General features: G+C 52.2%; 14 protein-coding genes. 5 read left to right on the top strand and 9 right to left on the bottom strand.

Features of this window, described 5'->3' with window-relative positions; genetic code table 11:
- Positions 1–819 carry an MBL fold metallo-hydrolase gene (locus AC2TF6_RS16530; RefSeq protein WP_491307691.1) on the bottom strand — a complete coding sequence of 273 codons (819 nt, stop codon included), beginning with the start codon at positions 817–819 and terminating at the stop codon, positions 1–3.
- A gap of 38 nt (positions 820–857) precedes the next feature.
- Positions 858–1,358, bottom strand: a complete 501-nt coding sequence (locus tag AC2TF6_RS16535) for an MgtC/SapB family protein (RefSeq protein WP_491311674.1) — start codon at positions 1,356–1,358, stop codon at positions 858–860.
- Positions 1,359–1,701: 343 nt separating this feature from the next.
- Here AC2TF6_RS16535 and AC2TF6_RS16540 point away from each other — a divergent pair, with 343 nt between their 5' ends.
- Entirely contained in the window at positions 1,702–3,873 is a 2,172-nt protein-coding gene (locus AC2TF6_RS16540) for an extracellular solute-binding protein (protein WP_491307692.1), read from the top strand.
- A 339-nt stretch (positions 3,874–4,212) separates the two neighbouring features.
- Here AC2TF6_RS16540 and AC2TF6_RS16545 read toward each other — a convergent pair whose 3' ends face one another.
- The 3 genes from AC2TF6_RS16545 to AC2TF6_RS16555 form a co-directional block, all read right to left on the bottom strand.
- Positions 4,213–4,533 carry a sensor histidine kinase gene (locus AC2TF6_RS16545; RefSeq protein WP_491307693.1) on the bottom strand — a complete coding sequence of 107 codons (321 nt, stop codon included), beginning with the start codon at positions 4,531–4,533 and terminating at the stop codon, positions 4,213–4,215.
- Positions 4,534–4,608: 75 nt separating this feature from the next.
- Positions 4,609–4,782 (bottom strand): hypothetical protein, encoded by a 174-nt coding sequence (locus AC2TF6_RS16550; RefSeq protein WP_491307694.1) that lies wholly within the window; start codon positions 4,780–4,782, stop codon positions 4,609–4,611.
- Between the two features lie 86 nt (positions 4,783–4,868).
- Positions 4,869–5,450: a hypothetical protein gene (locus AC2TF6_RS16555; RefSeq protein ID WP_491307695.1), complete on the bottom strand. Its 582-nt coding sequence runs from the start codon at positions 5,448–5,450 to the stop codon at positions 4,869–4,871.
- A gap of 652 nt (positions 5,451–6,102) precedes the next feature.
- Here AC2TF6_RS16555 and AC2TF6_RS16560 point away from each other — a divergent pair.
- Entirely contained in the window at positions 6,103–6,645 is a 543-nt protein-coding gene (locus AC2TF6_RS16560; RefSeq protein WP_491307696.1) for a DUF1697 domain-containing protein, read from the top strand.
- 248 nt (positions 6,646–6,893) lie between these two features.
- Here AC2TF6_RS16560 and AC2TF6_RS16565 read toward each other — a convergent pair whose 3' ends face one another.
- Complete coding sequence (locus tag AC2TF6_RS16565) at positions 6,894–7,220, bottom strand: antibiotic biosynthesis monooxygenase (protein ID WP_009672436.1); 327 nt, start codon at positions 7,218–7,220, stop codon at positions 6,894–6,896.
- A 461-nt stretch (positions 7,221–7,681) separates the two neighbouring features.
- Between AC2TF6_RS16565 and AC2TF6_RS16570 the strand changes: the two genes are divergently transcribed.
- Genes AC2TF6_RS16570 through AC2TF6_RS16580 form a run of 3 tightly spaced genes read left to right on the top strand, consistent with a single transcriptional unit; the run spans position 7,682 to position 11,393 of the window.
- Positions 7,682–8,776, top strand: coding sequence for an endospore germination permease (locus AC2TF6_RS16570; RefSeq protein ID WP_491307697.1), 1,095 nt, complete (start codon positions 7,682–7,684; stop codon positions 8,774–8,776).
- A complete protein-coding gene (locus AC2TF6_RS16575; protein ID WP_491307698.1) occupies positions 8,776–10,260 on the top strand; it encodes a spore germination protein in 1,485 nt (494 codons plus the stop codon). Before AC2TF6_RS16570 ends, AC2TF6_RS16575 begins: the two co-directional genes overlap by 1 nt.
- Positions 10,257–11,393 (top strand): Ger(x)C family spore germination protein, encoded by a 1,137-nt coding sequence (locus tag AC2TF6_RS16580; RefSeq protein WP_491307699.1) that lies wholly within the window; start codon positions 10,257–10,259, stop codon positions 11,391–11,393. Before AC2TF6_RS16575 ends, AC2TF6_RS16580 begins: the two co-directional genes overlap by 4 nt.
- A gap of 12 nt (positions 11,394–11,405) precedes the next feature.
- Here the strand turns inward: AC2TF6_RS16580 and AC2TF6_RS16585 are convergent, their stop codons facing one another.
- From AC2TF6_RS16585 to AC2TF6_RS16595, 3 genes are all read right to left on the bottom strand, one after another.
- Complete coding sequence (locus tag AC2TF6_RS16585) at positions 11,406–11,921, bottom strand: DUF6886 family protein (RefSeq protein WP_491307700.1); 516 nt, start codon at positions 11,919–11,921, stop codon at positions 11,406–11,408.
- 25 nt (positions 11,922–11,946) lie between these two features.
- Positions 11,947–12,735 (bottom strand): aminoglycoside O-phosphotransferase APH(3')-IVa, encoded by a 789-nt coding sequence (gene aph(3')-IVa / locus AC2TF6_RS16590; RefSeq protein ID WP_491307701.1) that lies wholly within the window; start codon positions 12,733–12,735, stop codon positions 11,947–11,949.
- Positions 12,736–13,416: 681 nt separating this feature from the next.
- Positions 13,417–18,297, bottom strand: a complete 4,881-nt coding sequence (locus AC2TF6_RS16595; protein WP_491307702.1) for an S-layer homology domain-containing protein — start codon at positions 18,295–18,297, stop codon at positions 13,417–13,419.
- Between the last annotated feature and the right edge of the window lie 26 nt (positions 18,298–18,323).

The following is an 18,323-nucleotide window of genomic DNA, read 5'->3' on the forward strand; positions in this document are numbered from 1 at the left end:
TTAAATAAATTTGATGAGACCGTCGTAAGCCACTTCGATACCGTGAGGCTTGAATATGTCCACAAGCTCGTCATGCATGAAACCGCTGTTATGAGATAAATGCGAGACGATGATCTGGCTCGATGCCGAGTGAATGCCGCTATCCAGCAATCGCTTCTGTGTCTCCAACACGGTCTCAATGCTCATATGACCATCGGAATGCGGATTCTGATTGTAACCATGTGTACATTCGAGTACCGTCAGATCGATATGCTTGTCCGCAAGCCACGACCACGTCAATTCCGGGAACCATCCTGAATCATGACCATACAGCAATGTCTTGCCTTCCTTTTCGATAAAATAGATCAGACACGTCTCCCACTTAGCATGATTGGCGAGAAGCGGCGTAATGCGCGCTCCGCTGGACTCTACTGTCACGAATGGAATCATCCGAGTGAATTGAAACCGCTGCGGACTATAACCGGACAACACATCCAGACAACCATTAACAGCACGATCATTCCCGAAAATATGCAGCGGATGCGTAACGTGGTGACCATACCCTTCCATCCGACTGAACAAATCTCCTGCGTTAAAATGATCGGGGTGCGTATGCGTGAAGAGCAATTCCGAAATACGAGTAACATCCACATCATCCCGCATGACTTGGTAGCTGTATTCTGGCGGGAAATCAATCTGCATCGTATCATCAACAATCGCAGCTGACCGCGTTCTTATATTTTTCCCTTTCTCGCTTCGCGTCTTCTCGCAAACCTCGCATTTGCAAAATGGATTCGGTATCCCTTCTGACGCGGCAGATCCTAGAAAATGAACTTTCATACAAATATCTCCTTTTCGATTCACAGGTATGCAGGAATTCAGATACATTCCTTCTCTTGTTGTTTCCTGGCAGCATCATTGCCGCTTCTTGATTTCCGATCATCTCCCGGGTTGTTCATCGGAAGAAATCGACTGATTCTTGCAAGGGAAAAAGTTAAGACGACGGAGAAAATGACGATGCCATAGTACCCCGCTCCAATGCCAATTCCGACGCCGCCTGAGAAAAATATCATGGCCGCCGATGTTAGCCCCTTAACCCGTTCCCCATCCTTAAGAATGACCCCCGCTCCGATAAATCCTAAACCAGATACGATTTGAGCCGTTAGTCGCATCGGATCGGCGCGCATGAGTTGGCCCGCTTCATTGTAATGACTGGCGGTAGAGATGGAAATAATCGTAATTAACGTACAAGCCACTGAGGTATAGGTATACGTCTTCATACCGGCGGGCTTATGTTTATGTGATCGATCCCAGCCAATAAACAGGCCCATCAATGCACTCGCAAGGATTCTGACATACATCTCCCAATGTCCGAACATCTGGCCATACTGGATTGGATCCACGGCGTTCCTCTCCTCCTTTAATCATGATGTCTTGCAAATCTTGATCAGCCGTACTGACAAACGATCAATCCAGATATGATGTTAACGCTTTCTTGAATAGAATTCTAACACATTTTTGGAACGAGTCAATAAATATTTGAGAGGATTTTTTCACTAAAACGCGATATATCTGCATAAAACATTGCAAAAACAACACTTCAACGTTCATTCGGAACACTTTTAATTATTGGAACGTGTCAAAATAGTGTGATGGCATATCAAAAGAAGACCCGATATAATTAATTTAGCCAAATATGATCAAAAAGGGGGTAGATGGAGCATGCCTACGATCAAAGATATCGCCAAAGCTGCGGGGGTATCGCATGGAACGGTATCGAATGTGCTGAACGGAAGAGGAAATGTAAGTCTGGAGAAAATCAATCTCGTGGAAGAAGCCGCTCGTAAAATGGGTTACCAGATCCACGCGCGGGCTAAATCTTTACGTGAAGGAAGCACGACAACCGTCTCCCTCATCTTGCCTAACATTTCATCGGATTCCTATAACAAGCTATATATCGCAATCCATAGCACCCTTCTCCGTGCGGGGTACACGACAAATTTATATCTCACACAAGATCAGAAAGAGAATGAACAAGCCCTTCTGCAAGAAATTGCTGCAAATCGGGACTGCGCTGTAATCACGGTCTCCTGTGTGGACGATGCCATGGAATATTATGACCTGCTCGGCATTCCACGGGAGAACATCATTTTTGTCTATCGTAAATTGCAAAACACAATGAAATTCGCCAGCTTCGATGCGGGTACATCCGGACGAACAATTGCTCAGAAAATAAAAGAAAAAGCGCACCAGAAGATCGGAATATTCACCGATTTGCTTCAATATTCCTGTGATCGGGATTTTAGAAATGCCATCATGGAAGAACTATCCCCTCTGGATTTGCGCATACATACGATTGCTGCCGCGCAATCTACGGCCTATAATCATGCATTTGATTTCTTTGCAGGGGATGCCTTCGATTGCATTGTGACCAGTGATCTGGAACGAGCGCGCTATATCAAAAATGCCCATTTCTTAGGGAGTACGGGCCAAAGTCCGGAGATATACAGCTTGGCCGATTCCGAGTTTTTAACCGAGGATTTCATTAACAAGTATCACATCAATTATCAGTGGCTAGGCAAAGAAATCGCCGAGACGATTCTACGTCATGAGACGACGGACCAGCGTGACGGAGCCCCGATCATCGGGTTGAATCGCGGGTTTATGTTCGATGACCAAGCGCTTGGTCATCCAACGGCGAACAAGACGCTGAACATTCTTACGATCCCGAGTCCAACCACGGATGCGCTCAAGAAATTAGCGCCGCATTTTAAGAAGACGACCGGTATTGATCTTCGACTAGCTGTCTATTCGTTCGAAGAAATTTACGACATCTTATCCGATATCGACAACCATAAGCATTACGATATCATTCGTGTTGATATGGCCGGGTTATCTTGGTTCGCGGGCCAGACTTTAAAGCCGTTAAGCCCGGAGATGCAGGAGTTGCTGACGAATTATCCTTCACAGCTTATTGATCGGTATGCTTATGTGAACGAGATCCCTTACGCCGTACCTTTCGATCCGAGCATTCAAATGCTCTTCTACCGTAAGGATATTTTCGAAGATACCAAAGTGCGAAGAATGTTCTATGAGCAGTATAAAGCCGAACTGCGAACGCCCTCCGACTTCGAGGCGTTCAATCGGATTTCTGCATTCTTCTCTCAAGCGAGTAACCCCGAGTCGCCTTTATCCCATGGATCCTGCGTAACGACGGGAAATTCAGAGATTATCGCTTCCGAATTCCTAGTCAGGTATTATGCCGAAGGCGGACATTTGATCCAAGAAGACAATAAGCTGGCTCTATCCAAAGAGATTGCGATTGATGCCTTTCATAGCTATATCGATCATTTATCCATAGCTAGGAACTTACCTGCCAAATGGTGGGACGAGTCCATCTCGTTATTCGAAGACGGTCAGATCGCGATGCTCATCGTGTATATGAACTTATTCTCGAATATCGCCCACAGCGAGATATCCCCGCTCGTTGGGTTCGCAGAGGTCCCTGGCCAACAGCCGCTGCTCGGCGGAGGCTCGCTAGGCGTATCAAAATATTGCCGGAAGGACGACGAAGTCTCAGCCTTCTTCCGTTGGTTCTATGATCATGATATTGCCGAGCAAGTCACCCTGCTCGGCGGCGCTTCGGTCAACGATTTCATCTACAGCAACCAGAATGTCATGGATCAATACCCTTGGCTGAAGTTCGCCAAAGACTTAGAGTACCGCGGGGTTCGAGAATCCGCCTTCCCGACAGGACATAACTTCAATCTGCGGAAAGTCGAGAAGATTCTCGGTCTCGGCGTGAAAAATGTGATGAATCAGATGATGAGCATCGAGGAAGCGATTGATTATATTAATGCAAGGTTATCCGAGAAAGAGTTTCTTGCCTTATAGGAGATGCAGCTCTTAATAAAACAGGAAAAAGACAGGTCAATGATCGCCGCGATATTCGCTGGGTGTCTGACCTGTTTTTTGTTTACAAACATGGAATGCTTGGGGCTCTGGTACCCCGATAACCTCGCAACATCGAAAATTTTCATCGTGGTCGAGGATAACAACTGCGTCAATCCGTCCATCGTCCGCATCCGTATATCAGTAATAATCGCGTCTACCATATGCGCGGACAGATAATCCAGCGCTTCTTAACCATGAGATGCGCTGTGAACGATGCTAAAATCACTCGCGACTTGTTCAACGGCACTGCGAATCCCTTCACGTATCACTTCCTCGTCTTCAACCAACATCAGCTTGATCATCCGAATCATCTCCTTCCCGTATAGGCAATGTAATCGTGAATGAAGCGCCGCCTATACTGCCGTCGATACTCATCTCATACGCGTCATCAAAGAGCAGTGTAAGTCTCTGATGGATGTTCCGCAGAGCAATTCCATGATTCAGATTAGACACGACGTTCTGCGTCGGCACTCGCAACCGGCCATACAGCTGATCGATTTGCCTGTCAGATAGCCCGGTTCCATTATCTCGTACCGTCAATAACAACATGCTGTCAAACCGGGAAACCGATATCCAGACAGTCCCGCCGCGTTCCAACATGTCCAGTCAATGTGTAATCGCATTCTCAACGAGCGGCTGGAACAACAGCAAACTGCTAGGTTTCAACCGATCTGATTACTTCGCTAAGTATTCCTTCAACAAGTTAAGTGTAACCTCAGAAATATCCAGGTCTCCTAGTTCTCTTAGTAGCATCTTGTGCTGAAGGGCGTAGGCTTTCAATGTACTTGAACTAAAGCCCTGGATACGCTTATCAGCTTCGTACAGTCGCCATAACTCACTTAAAATCATAAATAAAACCTCCCATAAGAGCTAGCTTGTGCACCATGAGATTCTTTTGCCATATCGACATGAGATGGTCTTCAATGATTAACTATTTACCTCTTTAACTCTAAATAATTCATATTATAATCTTCTCCTAAGAAATTCATCACTCCAGAAAATCCATTTAATTCCCACTCTCCATTTTTGTTTGGAGTTAACATGTATTCTCTATTCCAATCCTTTAAATTCTCATCATCACCAACATATTCTTCCTTAATGCTTAGTCTAGTTTGATTAAAAAACTCATTCTCGAAGTAACTCTTATAAATGACCGCATTTGTTATAGTTATTCCTTTATGAAAGACAGTTGGGTATAATGTGTTCTGTTGTACATACATATCTGACTCGGGATCGGAATCCATATTATTGATAAATAATATAGATAAAATATCCTTAGCATGGTCTCCAAACTCTTCAGTAAAAGATTTCTCTAATTCCTTATACTCCAGTTTTGACACCTTTTCTCTCAACGCTAAATCAATGATCATTTTTTCTTTCTTCTCAACCATTTCAATTGCAGTGTTTATGTCGAAATCAATTGTTTCTTCTTTTATCGGCTTTAATTGTTCTGATGATTGACAAGCCGATAAAAACAAAATAACCATAATAAGTAAAAATAAGCAGAATCCCCTCATAATTAGCTACTCCCCCCTACAATTACTCCCTTTTTTTAATGTATATAAATTATAGTTTTCACTAAATTTGGACATGGTCGCGTGATTCTTAAATTATAATGTTCTCCGTAATCAGTCTTCCTCCTCTTTGTTCCACTAATCTGCTCGTTAGCGCAACACGGCTGCCGATTCATACCGGTAGCCGTGTTTTAGTCAATTTATTGAGCCATCGTGTCCCGTTAGCGCAATACCTACATTTCCGTTCGAGCAAATGCCCATGAAAAAAGAAAAAGGACGCCCACAACCTTGCGGGCGCTCTCCTTTGATTCTGGCGTTCTGACAAAGTATGTTCACCATAAACACCTCGTTCGGCACATCGAATTGCTATAGTTCAAAGCCGTGTGGTCTCGCTTGTTCGAAACCGAATTTTAGGTAGTACGACGGGTGCCCGATGAGAATCACATGCGTGCCGCATGAAGTAACAAGTTATTTTTTCTTCACCGGAATCCAAATCTCCCCAGTAACATACTCTGCCGTTCCATAGATCGCGTGAGGAGTATCTTTTATGGCAATTCGGAATTGACGGCCAAATGACGGTTGCCCCGTCCGTTCCCTCTCACTTCCCGGCCGGTACATGCTATACTGGATCAAAAAAAAGAATCGGGGCTGAATCATGACGACTTACCTCGCCTTATTGAGAGGAATTAACGTAAGCGGCCAGAAGCTGATCAAAATGGCCGAACTCAAGAACATGTTTGAAGCGATGGGATTTCTCGTGGTAAAAACCTATATCCAAAGCGGAAACGTTCTGTTCCGTTCAGACCTCGCGAATTCAGAAGAGGCGCTCCGGGAGCGGATTGAAAATGAAATCGCCGCCGTCTTCGGCTTTCAGGTTTCCGTTATTATACGAACGGCGGAGGAATGGGAGCAGATTATCCGGGACTGTCCCTATGACGCGGCAGATCTGAAAGAAGGCGAAAGCATCTACGTGACGCTGCTGGCAGACCGGCCTGCCCCGGAAGATTTGGGGCGTGTGCCTGAGCCGGACCCCCGCCTGGAGGAATACCGGGTGGTCGGACGCGAGGTATACCTCCTGTTTCATCAAAGCATTCGCGATTCCAAGCTGGCCGCCAGCCTGCATAAGCTGAAAACCCCCGCAACGACGCGAAATTGGAACACGATGAACAAGCTGCTTTCGTTGGCCCGTTCCCTCTAGGCCGTCACTTTTCCGAAGGCAGCCTTATCTCCTGCTCGGCTCCCGGACGGGTCGGATCCGGGACGGGTCGGGTCGGGACGGATCAGGCCTGCGAAAACGAAAAAAAGCCGCCGATCGGCGGCTTTCCTTGTTCCGTCCCGCGGCGCGGCGTTCCCGCAGCTCCCTGCGCTCGGCAGAGTCCGGGTTGCCGCGGCACAGCTCTCGTCCGGGACAGATATGTACATGCGCACGGGGTGCATTTTTGTGTCTTATTGGCCTGCTTTGCCGATCTTTCTCTTTTTCAGCTCATAGGAATTTACGCTGGTAGAGATGATATACTCAGGCTTCGGCTGCCCTCTTTTCTCGCGGTGCCCCTGGATATGCTCTTCGCTCTTCTCCCAGTTCTTCCAGGCTTCTTCCGATTCCCAGCGAATCAGGATCAGCACTTCCTCGTTCTCTTTCTTCGAACGGTTAACCATCACACTGACGTCGATAAGGCCTTCGCGGCTGTCTATGGCGCCTTCTTTGCTGAAACGCTCGACAACCTGCTCGGCATTTCCCTTTTCCACTACGACGGATCTCGTTTGAATGAACATGAAGATACACTTCCTTATTTATGAAATATACCTTCATTGTAATTGATAAAGATTATCATTGTCAATTTGATCCGCTTTTCCACAGACCGCCGGGACACGGCTTAAACCCGCTTTTTTCGTAAAAAGAAGCATGCGCTTCGGCAAATGTGACGGTTACGATCTCAAGTCCCGTTCTGTCCGCCTATCCCAGCCCACACTCTGCCGCAGATCGGGAACTTCGAAATCCTGTATCGGCAAATTGATTTTCACTTCATCGTTCATTTATTCTACTCCTTTGCTTGCCCGCCTCTTCGCATCCCGCCGGTTACCGGTCCGTAGACAGGAGTCCTTGTATAGTTCAGACGTATTCCGTCATTTTTCCTAAAACCTGTCCGGAAAGGACATAAATTTTCCACTTTCTGCAAACTCTATGGAAGCGGCTGTGTAAAAGCCCGTTATCACTTGAGGAAGGCGGTGGTCCTATGGCACAATCAGGCGGAAAAATATCGTTTTTACAGCTCGTCATGCTTCTTCTGCTCGTTAACGGACTGATGAATCACGTTATTCTCAATCCCATTGTTCTGGATGCCTCAGGCCGGGATGCGTGGCTCGTCCCTATCTTCTCCGCCTTGTTCCTTCTCCCGTGGTGTCTTCTTCTCGCTTATTTCATGAAAAAATCCGGGCAGCAAAAACTTCAGCCCTGGCTGGCGCAGCGGACGCATCCGGCCGTCTCCTGGATTCTGATTGTCCCGTTGTACATTCAAATCTACCTGATCGGCATGACGACGCTGCTGCACACGGGCATCTGGACGGTTACGAATTACCTGCCGGCCACTCCTCACTTCGCTTTAAGCCTAACTCTCATTGCGGTGTGCGCATACTGCGCGGTATCGGGGCTGCGGACGATCGCGATCAGCGCGGGTGTTCTCCTGCCATTCGTGGTTGTGCTCGGTTACTTCGTCATGATAGCCAACATGCCCAACAAAGAATACGACCGGCTCTTTCCCATGCTGGAGTTCGGCATGAAACCGGTTATGAACGGGATGCTCTATGCGGGCAGCGGTTTTATGGAATTCGTTCTTATCCTTGCCCTTCAGCAGCACTTGAAAACGAGAATCAAGAGCTGGCAGATTCTCATCCTTGCCCTGTTATTCATTCACATCATGCTGGGTCCCATCGTCGGCGCCATCACCGAGTTCGGGCCTGAGGAGGCAGCGAAGCAGGCGGAATCGCCCTATGAACAGTGGCGGCTCGTCAAAGTGGGAGACTCCATCGAGCATGTCGATTTTTTCTCTGTCTTTCAGTGGCTGGCAGGAACTATGGTCAGAATCAGCTTATCCTTGTTTCTGCTCGGGGATCTGCTCCCGTTTACCCGGGCGAAATACCGGAACCGCTTTATCGCCTGCATGGCGTTAAGTTACCTGCTCATAACCCTGCTGCCGATTACCCAGCAAAATTTGTATGAATTTATGCACCAGTATTACTTTCACCTGTCTCTTATTGTGATACTGGGCTCGACCCTAGTATGGACGCTTATATCCGTCACGACTAAAACGGGCAAGGAGGGGACTTCCTGATGGTACAAAGCAGCGGCAATGCGGAAATATGGACAGCCGGACAGCTCGAGTATTTGTTCGACCAGAGTGAAGATGTCGTTTTGCTTACCCATACTTTCGGGGAAAACGGCGCGAACTCTGCGGAAGTTCTTCTACTGTACGGCGAGGCAACCAGCAAAAGCCAGCTCATCGGCGAGTTGGTTTTGCCCGGGCTTGAAATGGCCTTTGACAGGGATCAAGGCTTCCCGACGGCCGGGACCGTCCTAAGCTCCTGTCTGCCGCTTCTTCCCTTTACCGGTCCCATTACGGCCGAAACGATCTCGGAGAGCTTGTTTGAAGGCAAGCTGCTGCTTGTTTTCCCGCATCTTCGTTCGGCTTTCCTTATGAATATAAGCAGTTTGCCGGAGCGGAAGCCGGAAGAATCCAATACGGAACTATCCATTAAAGGACCGAGGGACGGTTTCGTGGAAAACCTTTCGGTTAGCATCGCCTTAATCCGCAAGAGAATCCGCAGCCATACGTTGTGCTGCGAGAAGTTCGTGATCGGCAGAAGGACGAGAACCAAGGTGGCCTTGATGTATGTCCGGGACATCCTCTCGCCCGAAGTTCTCTTTGAAGTTCGCAGCCGGCTGGAGTCCATTGACGTAGACGGCATCTACAGCATTTCCCAGATCGAGGAGATGGTCACGGACCAGAAGTTTTCCCTGATGCCCCTGATGGATTACACGGGACGGCCCGATTTTGCCGTCAGCGCTCTCCTCAACGGCCGATTCGTCCTGATTGTCGACGGCAATCCCATGGTGCTGATCGCGCCCTCGACCATGGCTATGCAGATTAAATCGCCCGAGGATCTGCATAATAATTTCTACTATACGTCTTTTTCCCGTCTGGTTCGGATACTCAGCATTTTCCTGTGTGTACTGCTGCCGGGTTTCTGGGTTTCGCTGGCCGCTTTTCATCAAGACCAAATTCCGTTCAGGCTGCTCGCCACCATCACGATCGCCCGTCTCGGCCTGCCCTTCTCCGGGCAGTTCGAGCTCCTGATCCTCCTGATCCTGCTGGAAGTTTTCCGCGAAGCGGGAATTCGTCTGCCCAGCGCCATCGGTCAGGTATTGACCGTAGTGGGCGGCCTCATTATCGGCGACGCGGCTATCCGGGCGGGGCTCGTCTCCCCCTCCGTAGTCGTAGTCGGCGCCATTACGGCCGTAAGCAACGCCACCCTGGTCAACCAGAACTTAAGCTCAGCCGTCAGTCTGCTGAGGTTTTTCCTGTTCTTCCTTTCCTGCATACTCGGCATGTTCGGACTTATCATGGGGATTATCCTGGTGACGGTTTATTTGTCCAAGCTGAGATCGTTCGGGGTTCCCTATCTGTCCCCGTTCTCGCCGCCTATTTACAGCAACTGGGTGCCCGCCTTTATGCGTCTTCCCTGGACCTTGATGACCGGAAGGCCCAAAAATCTGCATACGCAGGACAAGAACCACAAGGAGGAGGATAACCCGTGAGTATCGTGAAAAGGAGCGCCTGGCTGGGTATTCTTCTGCTGCTGACCGGCTGCTGGAACTCCAAAGATCTCCAGACGATGGCTTATGCGACAGCCTTGGGCATCGATTACGCAGACGGAAAATATATCACCTATGTCCAGATCTTGAACTTCTCCAATATTGCCAAAAGCGAAAACAACCAGGTCGGAACCCGTATTCCGATCTGGGTCGGCCGCGGCGAAGGGAAGACCGTTTCGGAGTCGCTTACGTCCATCTACTCCACCTCGCAGCTGCGCTTGTTCTGGGGGCATGTCAAAGCCGTCATCGTAAGCGAAGCTTTGATGAAAAAAGGGCTTCCGGACGTCTACGACATGCTCAACCGGTACCGCGAGATCCGGTACAACATTTTGTTCTACGGCACGAACAAACCTTTGGATAAGTTGTTGTCCCTAACGTCCATGCTTAATTTTTCGCCGATCGAGTCCTTATTGACCCGACCCGAACAGTACTATTCCCAGAAATCTCTGATCCTGCCCGTTTACGGGTACAAATTCATAGCCGATCTGAACGAAGCCGGCAATTCGACCATGCTGCCTTCTCTCACGGCGAACTCCGTCGTATGGGAAGAAGACCAGTCGAAGGTTTCCTTGTACGAAATAAACGGCGCTTATTTTTTCAACAATGATAAATACACGGCCTGGCTGTCGCAGGAAGACCTGAAAGGAGCACGCTGGCTTCAAACTAAACTGGAGCGTACCCCTCTAAGCGCTCCCAAAGAACATCCTATCGCCGCGCTTATTTTGGAAAGTCCCAAATATACAGTCGGCGCTCATGTCGTAAACGAAAAAATACGATTTACCATTTCATTGGAAATCGAAGCGTTTATCGACGAATTCCGGGAGCGCGCGACGGAGGCGGAAATTGAAAGCGTAGCCGAGACCGAAATCAAAAACGAAATCCTCATGTCCTTCCATAAAGGGGTCAACAAGCGAGTCGATGTCCTGAAGCTGAGCGAAACGCTGTACCGCAAGTATCCGGACGTATGGAAAACGCATTTTAAAGGAAAAGAATTTCCGCTGGACAAAGATTCTATCGAGAAGGTCGACGTGAAGGTAGACATCTCTCATTCCGGCAAGTATAAAGAGAGAAAATAGCGATGGTTGAATCTACCCGGGAGGCTGAGCATTACGGAAACGAATCACCGAAAAAAGCGAAACGGACGAAGCCAAAAGAGCGTCGCGCAACGGGTTCAGATTCGGCACAATCCGCAGTTCGGCTCCCGTCGCCGTCAGCTTGTCAAGCAAATCCCCAACAAGCTCGACCGATAAAGGCGTTACCGGCCGCTCGGCCGTGTAGTAGCCCGCTGTCGCATCGAGCAAACGGAAGTCCCGTTCGTCGAAGGTGTACCGATACAGAACCGTTTGTCTCAGCCGCTCCAGCCAGGCGCTCTCGATCGCGATGACCGTATCGGAGGCAGCCGGACCGAACAGCAGCCGCTTATCCTCCCCGCCGACATCGCCGTTCAGCGTGTAGACGATGCGCGGGCACTCTCTCGGGAAGTAGTACAAATGCGCGTGGCCTTCGTCCACCGCCCAGACTACAGGCGGCAAATCTTCGCGCCCCGGCGGCTTTCGGGGAAGGAAAGCCGAGATACCGGGTTCTTCGCTGAAATGATACAGCATCGGGCCGCCTCCTCTTCTCGGTTGTTCAAAAAAATTCATCCAGCCAGATGTAATACTTGACCTTGTCTTCATCAAGCCCGTCTAACCCGTAAAGTTCCAGGAAAAGCGCTTTGTAGCGGTCGTCGCCGTAGTCGTGCCGGAGGCTGCGGATCGCCAGGCTGATGTCCTGATAGCGGTCCGCCACGCCCGCACGTCCGAGATCGATAAATCCCGTCAGCTTCTCTCCGTCGACAATCAGATTCGGTGCACAGTAATCTCCGTGCGCAAAAACCAGATCTTCGGTTACCGGCATACTCTCGAGCAACAGCCGGTACAATTCCTCCGGCGTGCAATCGTACTCCTCTTTTATATCAGTCGGGTCCACCAGGCTCTCATCGACTATCCTTTTCGCATCCCGAAGCTTCTTCTCCAGCCCGTTCGACAGCGGACATTCGCGGATATCGAGGCCGTGTATGTTTCGGAGCCCTTCCGCGTACAGCTTCACGAAGAGTTCCGGCTTCGCCTGGATCGTTTCGTGGGAGCCGTCTTTTCCGGCGAGCGCCCCCATCAGCAAGTAGTCCATCCCGCCGTGTTCGGCCGTGTACAGAATTTTGGGGACTGGGAGCTTCCCGTCCAGCCAAGCGAGCGCCTCAATTTCGGGCCGAAGCGTTCTCCACCAGACACTGGGGGCGATTTTCAGAAATGCGGGGGCGCCCCTGTACTCCTTCACGTGATAGACGTGATCTCCGGAATATCCGATTTTGTTCACGGTTAATTCCGCCTGCCCGAGAAGTTCAAGAAGCTCCTCCGGCCAATTACGCGTACTTTCGTTCATTTGTCAGTTCCTCCTTAAAATTCGGCTTATTACGGATCTTGATCCGCCTGCAAGGCCCGATTCGTCCTCCGGCCCTAATTTCCTCAGTAAAGCGCGTTCCGTGTACAGTTCCGGCAGATTTGCAAAAAAGCTTGTACATTCATAGCTGATCCCCCCGATCATTGCCAAGTAAAGAACCGTACAGGAAGAATCCTCTCCGCTTTTAGTAAGGTCCCGCCTTTAAACGGAAATTACTGTTATTCGCCGTTAGGAACAAAATTCCTTTTTAAGATCTGTTTTCCAGATCTAGGATTTAGAAATCTTTATAAACCCATCCTTTCGAAGGAGGTCTCCCGGTTGCTGTACTCCGCTGTTTGCCTCATTGTTGCAACGATCTGAGCAGTTGTCATGAAGAAAGCGAAAGTGGATGCCGTTTACTCGAATACTGTACTCATTCCGCTTCTTTGTGCACGGGTCACCACCGCCAGCGGCCTATCGCAAAATTATACCCAAAGTCTGATTCCGGAAGCAAATGATGGAAGTGGAATAGCCACCGAGACGGCCTATTGGATCATAGGGGACCGGTCGGAATTCGTGATCGGCTGAAAACGGAATATCGAAAAGGCGCATACCTGAGTGGTATGCGCCTTTCCGGGTTTAAACCGGCACGCGTGCCGCGGAGCCGTGAATGCGCAGATGCGCCTAGTTCACGAAACCGGCTGTCTGCAGAAGCCGTTTCAGCACGACCGCGCCTTCCGCACGGGTAGCCGTGCCGTCGGGCACGAAGCGACCGTCCCCGCGCCCGTCCAGCAGGCCGGCTTCCACCGCCTGCGAGACGGCGGCGGCTGCCCAGCCGGAGATGTCGCCCCGGTCCGCGAAGACCGCCAGCGCACCGGCCGTGGAGTTCTCCTCCGTCCGGATACCGGCCAGCTTCACGGCGCGCATGAGCATCACGCTCATCTGCTCGCGTGTCAGCACCTCCCCGGGGCGGAACTCCCCGGTCTCGAAGCCGTCCGCGAGCCGGGCCTGAACGGCCGCGCCGACGGCGCCGGCATACCACGCGTCACCGGGGATGTCGGTGAAGTCCGCCGCGGCCGGCGCCGGATCGAGCGCGAGGGCCCGCGTCAGCAGGGCCGCGAACTGCGCCCGCGTCAGCGCTTCGTCCGGCGAGAAGCCTCCGGAGCCCATGCCGTCGACGATGCGCTTCGCGGCCAGCTGCTCGACATCCTTGCGCGACCAGTGGGACGCAAGGTCGGGGAAGCTGACATCGGAGGTGACCACCGCGTAGGTCCCCCCGCTTCTGTCGCGGATAACGGCCCGGTGCGCGCCCCCGGACGATTCGAAACGGGACGGCACGAAGCGGAGCTCTCCGGAGGCCGGGGCCAGCTCTACCGCCGTGGCGCGGTCAGGGTCGACCGCCCCCGGCAAGTTTACGGTTCTTCGGACGTAACTTCCGAAGCCGCCGATTTCCTTTGTTTCGCCTCCGGTTTTCAGCGAAACGCGGAAAGCAACCGGCATGCCCTGTACCTGCATGCCTTCTTTCGCCGCCCGGGCGGCAAGGTCTGCGGTCTCGCCTGCCGATGTCTGCCCGATCTGCACAAGCAGATCGAAGCTGCCTTCCGCGGGAAGATCCGCTTCCAGAAGGCCGGCCGGAAGCTCGATAGCGCCGAGATGCGAGGTTACGCTAAGAATCGCGCCCGGCGATCCGGCAACCGCTTTGCGGAGCGCCGTTCCCGGCAGCGATACGATTCCCGCCGGCTCTCGGCCGGGGATCTCGTAGGAAAGGGCCGGGGCCGCCTTTCCTTGCAGCCCCGCGATTTCCGCTTCCATTACGCCGGCATCCGCCGAGACGAGCGTCAAGTTCCGTCCGTCGGAACCTTTCGTCTCCGTCACCGACGTCCGTTCCGGGCCGGACGGGGACGTGCCGCCTCCTCCGGCGGAACCGCCCCCGGAACCGGAGCCCGTATCCGAGCCGCCCCCGGTGCTCCCGGAGGTTACGTTTACCCGGGCCAACGCGGTATGTCCGTCATAGGTCGCCTGAACGGTGCCGCTTCCTTCCCGCAAAGCGGTGATCCGCCCGGTAGTATCCACGGAGACAACGGCCGGGGCGAGGGAGACATAAGCCGCCTTTCCCGTCACGTCCGTGCTGGAATTGTTGTATTCCGCGGTGACGGCCAGCTGGAGACTCTCGCCCTTGTTCATGCTGTACGTGCCGCGGTCCAGTTTCAATGATTTTACCGCTGCTTCATCCCCGATGATCGTGACGGTCTTCTCATTCGTCTTGAAGCCGTCCACCCGGACGGTGATGACGACCGGATTCGCCCCCGGACGGATGACGGTATCGGCTTGGAACGTGCCGTCTTCCCGAAGCGCCGCTTCCTGTCCGTTTACGGTGACGGAGGCGTTACCCGGTCCCAGTACGTCCACCTTCCCCCGGAAGGTCACGCTGTCGGCGGAGGTTCTGAGTCCTTCGTAAGCAAGGAAGCCGCTGAGAGCCGCCGCTCTTACGGAGTCACCGGTCTCGTAAGCATTCGCGACGAGCTGCCGCTTGGTGCGGATCCCGGAAGCGTCAAGCGTCGAGACGACGAAGCCGCCTTTCGGGATGACGCTGTTGGTTTCGTCCGGCTTGCCCCAGTTCCACGTCATGGCCTGGGTTTTATTCGGCACGGACGTCACTTTGCCGGAGCTGTCCACGACCGCTTCCACGCCGAAACGGCTGTTGCCGGTCGAATAGCCGAAGGTGCCCGTGAGCACGCCGATGTTATTTTCGATCAGATTGGTGTTGTAGTAGCTTCCCTCTAGGAACGAATCGGGCGAGTCCGGAAGGGAGATGCCGAGCTGATAGTCTCTCACGTAAACGAGGTTGCGCAGGGCCGCGCCGGCTACCGGCCAGTTCACCTGAGACGCGTCGAAAAGCATAAGCCCGTGCGTATTTTCCAGACCCGCCTGGAAAACGTCCCGCTGGAGAGCCGGTTCCTGCACATTCGTGAGGGCGATGCCGGCGTAGAGCGGCACTTCCCCGTTCGTTACGATATTGCCGAGTGTAATGTAATGCTCGATTTCGGGAGCGGTCGTCTGATAGGCGCCGATCATAATGAAATCGAGATTTTTGACGTAACCGCTTTCATAGTAACCCGGCGTGTATACGGATTCGTCTTTCATCCGCAGACGCTCGTCGTAGCGGAATTCCGTGCTGCCCCAGTGTACCCCGTTCAAGTAATACGATTCGAACCAGGAGCCTACATAGGCGGATACTTCGATTTTTTTGCCTTTCTCCGCTTTAACCCGGTCGGCCAACTGCCTTACTTCGGAGGTAAAGCTTTTGATCGTTTTCGACCGGAATTCCCACCAGTCCTGGATAAGCGGACCGTCTTTGCGCACGTTACCCGCGTACGTGAATACGTCGTCCGGCCAGTTTTGAAGCTGTTTGCCGCGCGCGCCGAGGAACGATTCGAACTTGGCTTTCGTCAAGTCGCTGAAATCCGCGCTTTCATTGTCATACCGGGCACGGTCCAGTACAACGCCGTCCACATCGTAATTTTGCAGCACCTCCTCGATCGTTTTCAGTTGGAAATCGCGCACCTCGTCGTTGGACGGGTTCACGAATGCGACCGCGCCCTGCTTGGCCGACTCGCGGAGACGTTTGATCTGCCCCTTGTCCGCCGCGTTGTACACACGCTCTTCCCAGTCGAGATGGCTGTTCAGCACTGCGTATTCATTGCTGGCGATAGACCCCTCCGCGAAAATGTTAAAGGCGACGTGGATATCGAGCCCCAGCTCACGGCTGTAGCGGATAAATTCCTGGAGCAGATCGAGATCCGGATTGGAGCCCGCTTTTTCAGGCGCTTTAATGGCGCTTACGTACGGACGGCCGGTCAGCGTGCTTTTCTTGTACGATACGTACCCCTCCACGCCTTTTACGTCAAAAACAACGGAAGTCACGCCGTTCTCTTTCGCAGTCCGCAAAAAATTCTCCACATTGTCACTGGTTTGGAATTTCCTTGCGTTCGCGGCCTGATCGACCCACAGGATCACCTTCTTCTCGGTCGAAAAGCCCGGACGGCTGTATACCACGAGATCTTTGGAATCCTGTTCCTTGCCTTCTTTCGTAACGACAAGATCGAGGTAATTGATGCCTTCGGCAAGCGTGTACGAAGTCTTGAACTTTCCGTCCGGACCGAACGGAAGCGGGGTTCCGTTCACCGTTAACGCGATTTTGGAAGGATCGTCCATATTCGTAATCGTTCCGGAAAGCTCGGTGGACGGCTTCGTCTCCGTATACATCGCGTAATTGTCGAGCGTCAGCCGGGCAATCGGCCCTCCCGTTCCCATCAGATCCTTGACCGGGACCGCGAAGCCGTTCTTCCGGAGTTTGATCGCATCCCCGACTTTGAAATACGTCGCCAAATATTTCTTGATGTTTTTGCTGGCGTAGCTCGTATCCTGCGCGACCAGCACATAGCCTCCGGGCGGTATTTCAAGGTCCGTGGGACCGGTCCAGGCCGGCGTTTTGCCGTCTATGGACGGGTTGACGACCTTCGTCACTTTGCTCCCCGCATCCACCTGCACCGCAACGTTAAACTGGGGAACGGTAATCTGCGGCCCCCAATCGTTCGTGAAGAGCGCCACGGTGTCGTCGATTCCGGCGATATCCTGGTCCACGTAGCCGATCGCGTGGCGCGGGCCTTCGATGCTGATCGTAATGTCGATCGGCGCCGCCTCGACTTCAATCAGGTCAGCCGGCTGTTGAGCGTCGTTATACGTCACCGTTACTATGGACGAAACGATCTCCCGGCCGTCTTTCAGCAGCTTGACGGGTATGGCGTTCGTCCCCGCGGTCAGCCGGACCACGCTTTGGAAAGCTCCATCCGCCTTAAGTGCGGCTTCCGTTCCATTCACGGTCAAGGAGATTCCCTGTCCGCTGCCGTAACGGATCACCTGCCCCGATACCGTAAAATCAGGCGATGTCACCGTTGTGCCGGGTGCCGTCACGAGATTCAGGCCCGGGTCCGGGTTCAGAAAATCACCTGCGCGCACAACTTGTCCTCCTTTATGTAAAGACACGGTGTCTCCGGTTTTGTAATGCTCGAAAAGCGGTTTCCGGGTTACGGACGTCCCCCAGGAAGAATCGTTGGCGAGAAGTACGTATCCGCCCTCCGGTATGAGCAGGTTCTGGTTCTCCTCCCACGTGGAGCCTGTAGGCGGAACAGCCGTCGGCCCGATGACGCGGATCACCTGATCGTGCTTATCCACGGCAATCGCCGTGTTCGTCTTCTTAACGAACACTTTATCGGTTTCCGCCGAATTCGTCACCTGGGCTCCGCTCGTAAACAGGGCCACATAGTTCGTCTTCTGGGGCGGCGCATCGACATTGACGTTGATGTGCCCGACCGGCAGCCGGAACGAACCGTCCTGCGACAGGACATACACATCGTCCGTCACACCGGAGGCGGCTTGGGGCTGAACTCCCCCGCTCTCTTGCCCGAGGCTTTGCGCCGAGGCTCTTCCCCATGCGGGAGTAAGCAAAGAAATCACCAAAGCGATAATCATCATCCCATTCCACTTGCGAAGCAAGCTTTTCATAGCGGCTCCCTTCTTTCTGTCAAAGT

Source organism: Paenibacillus sp. JNUCC 35 (assembly GCF_058269095.1).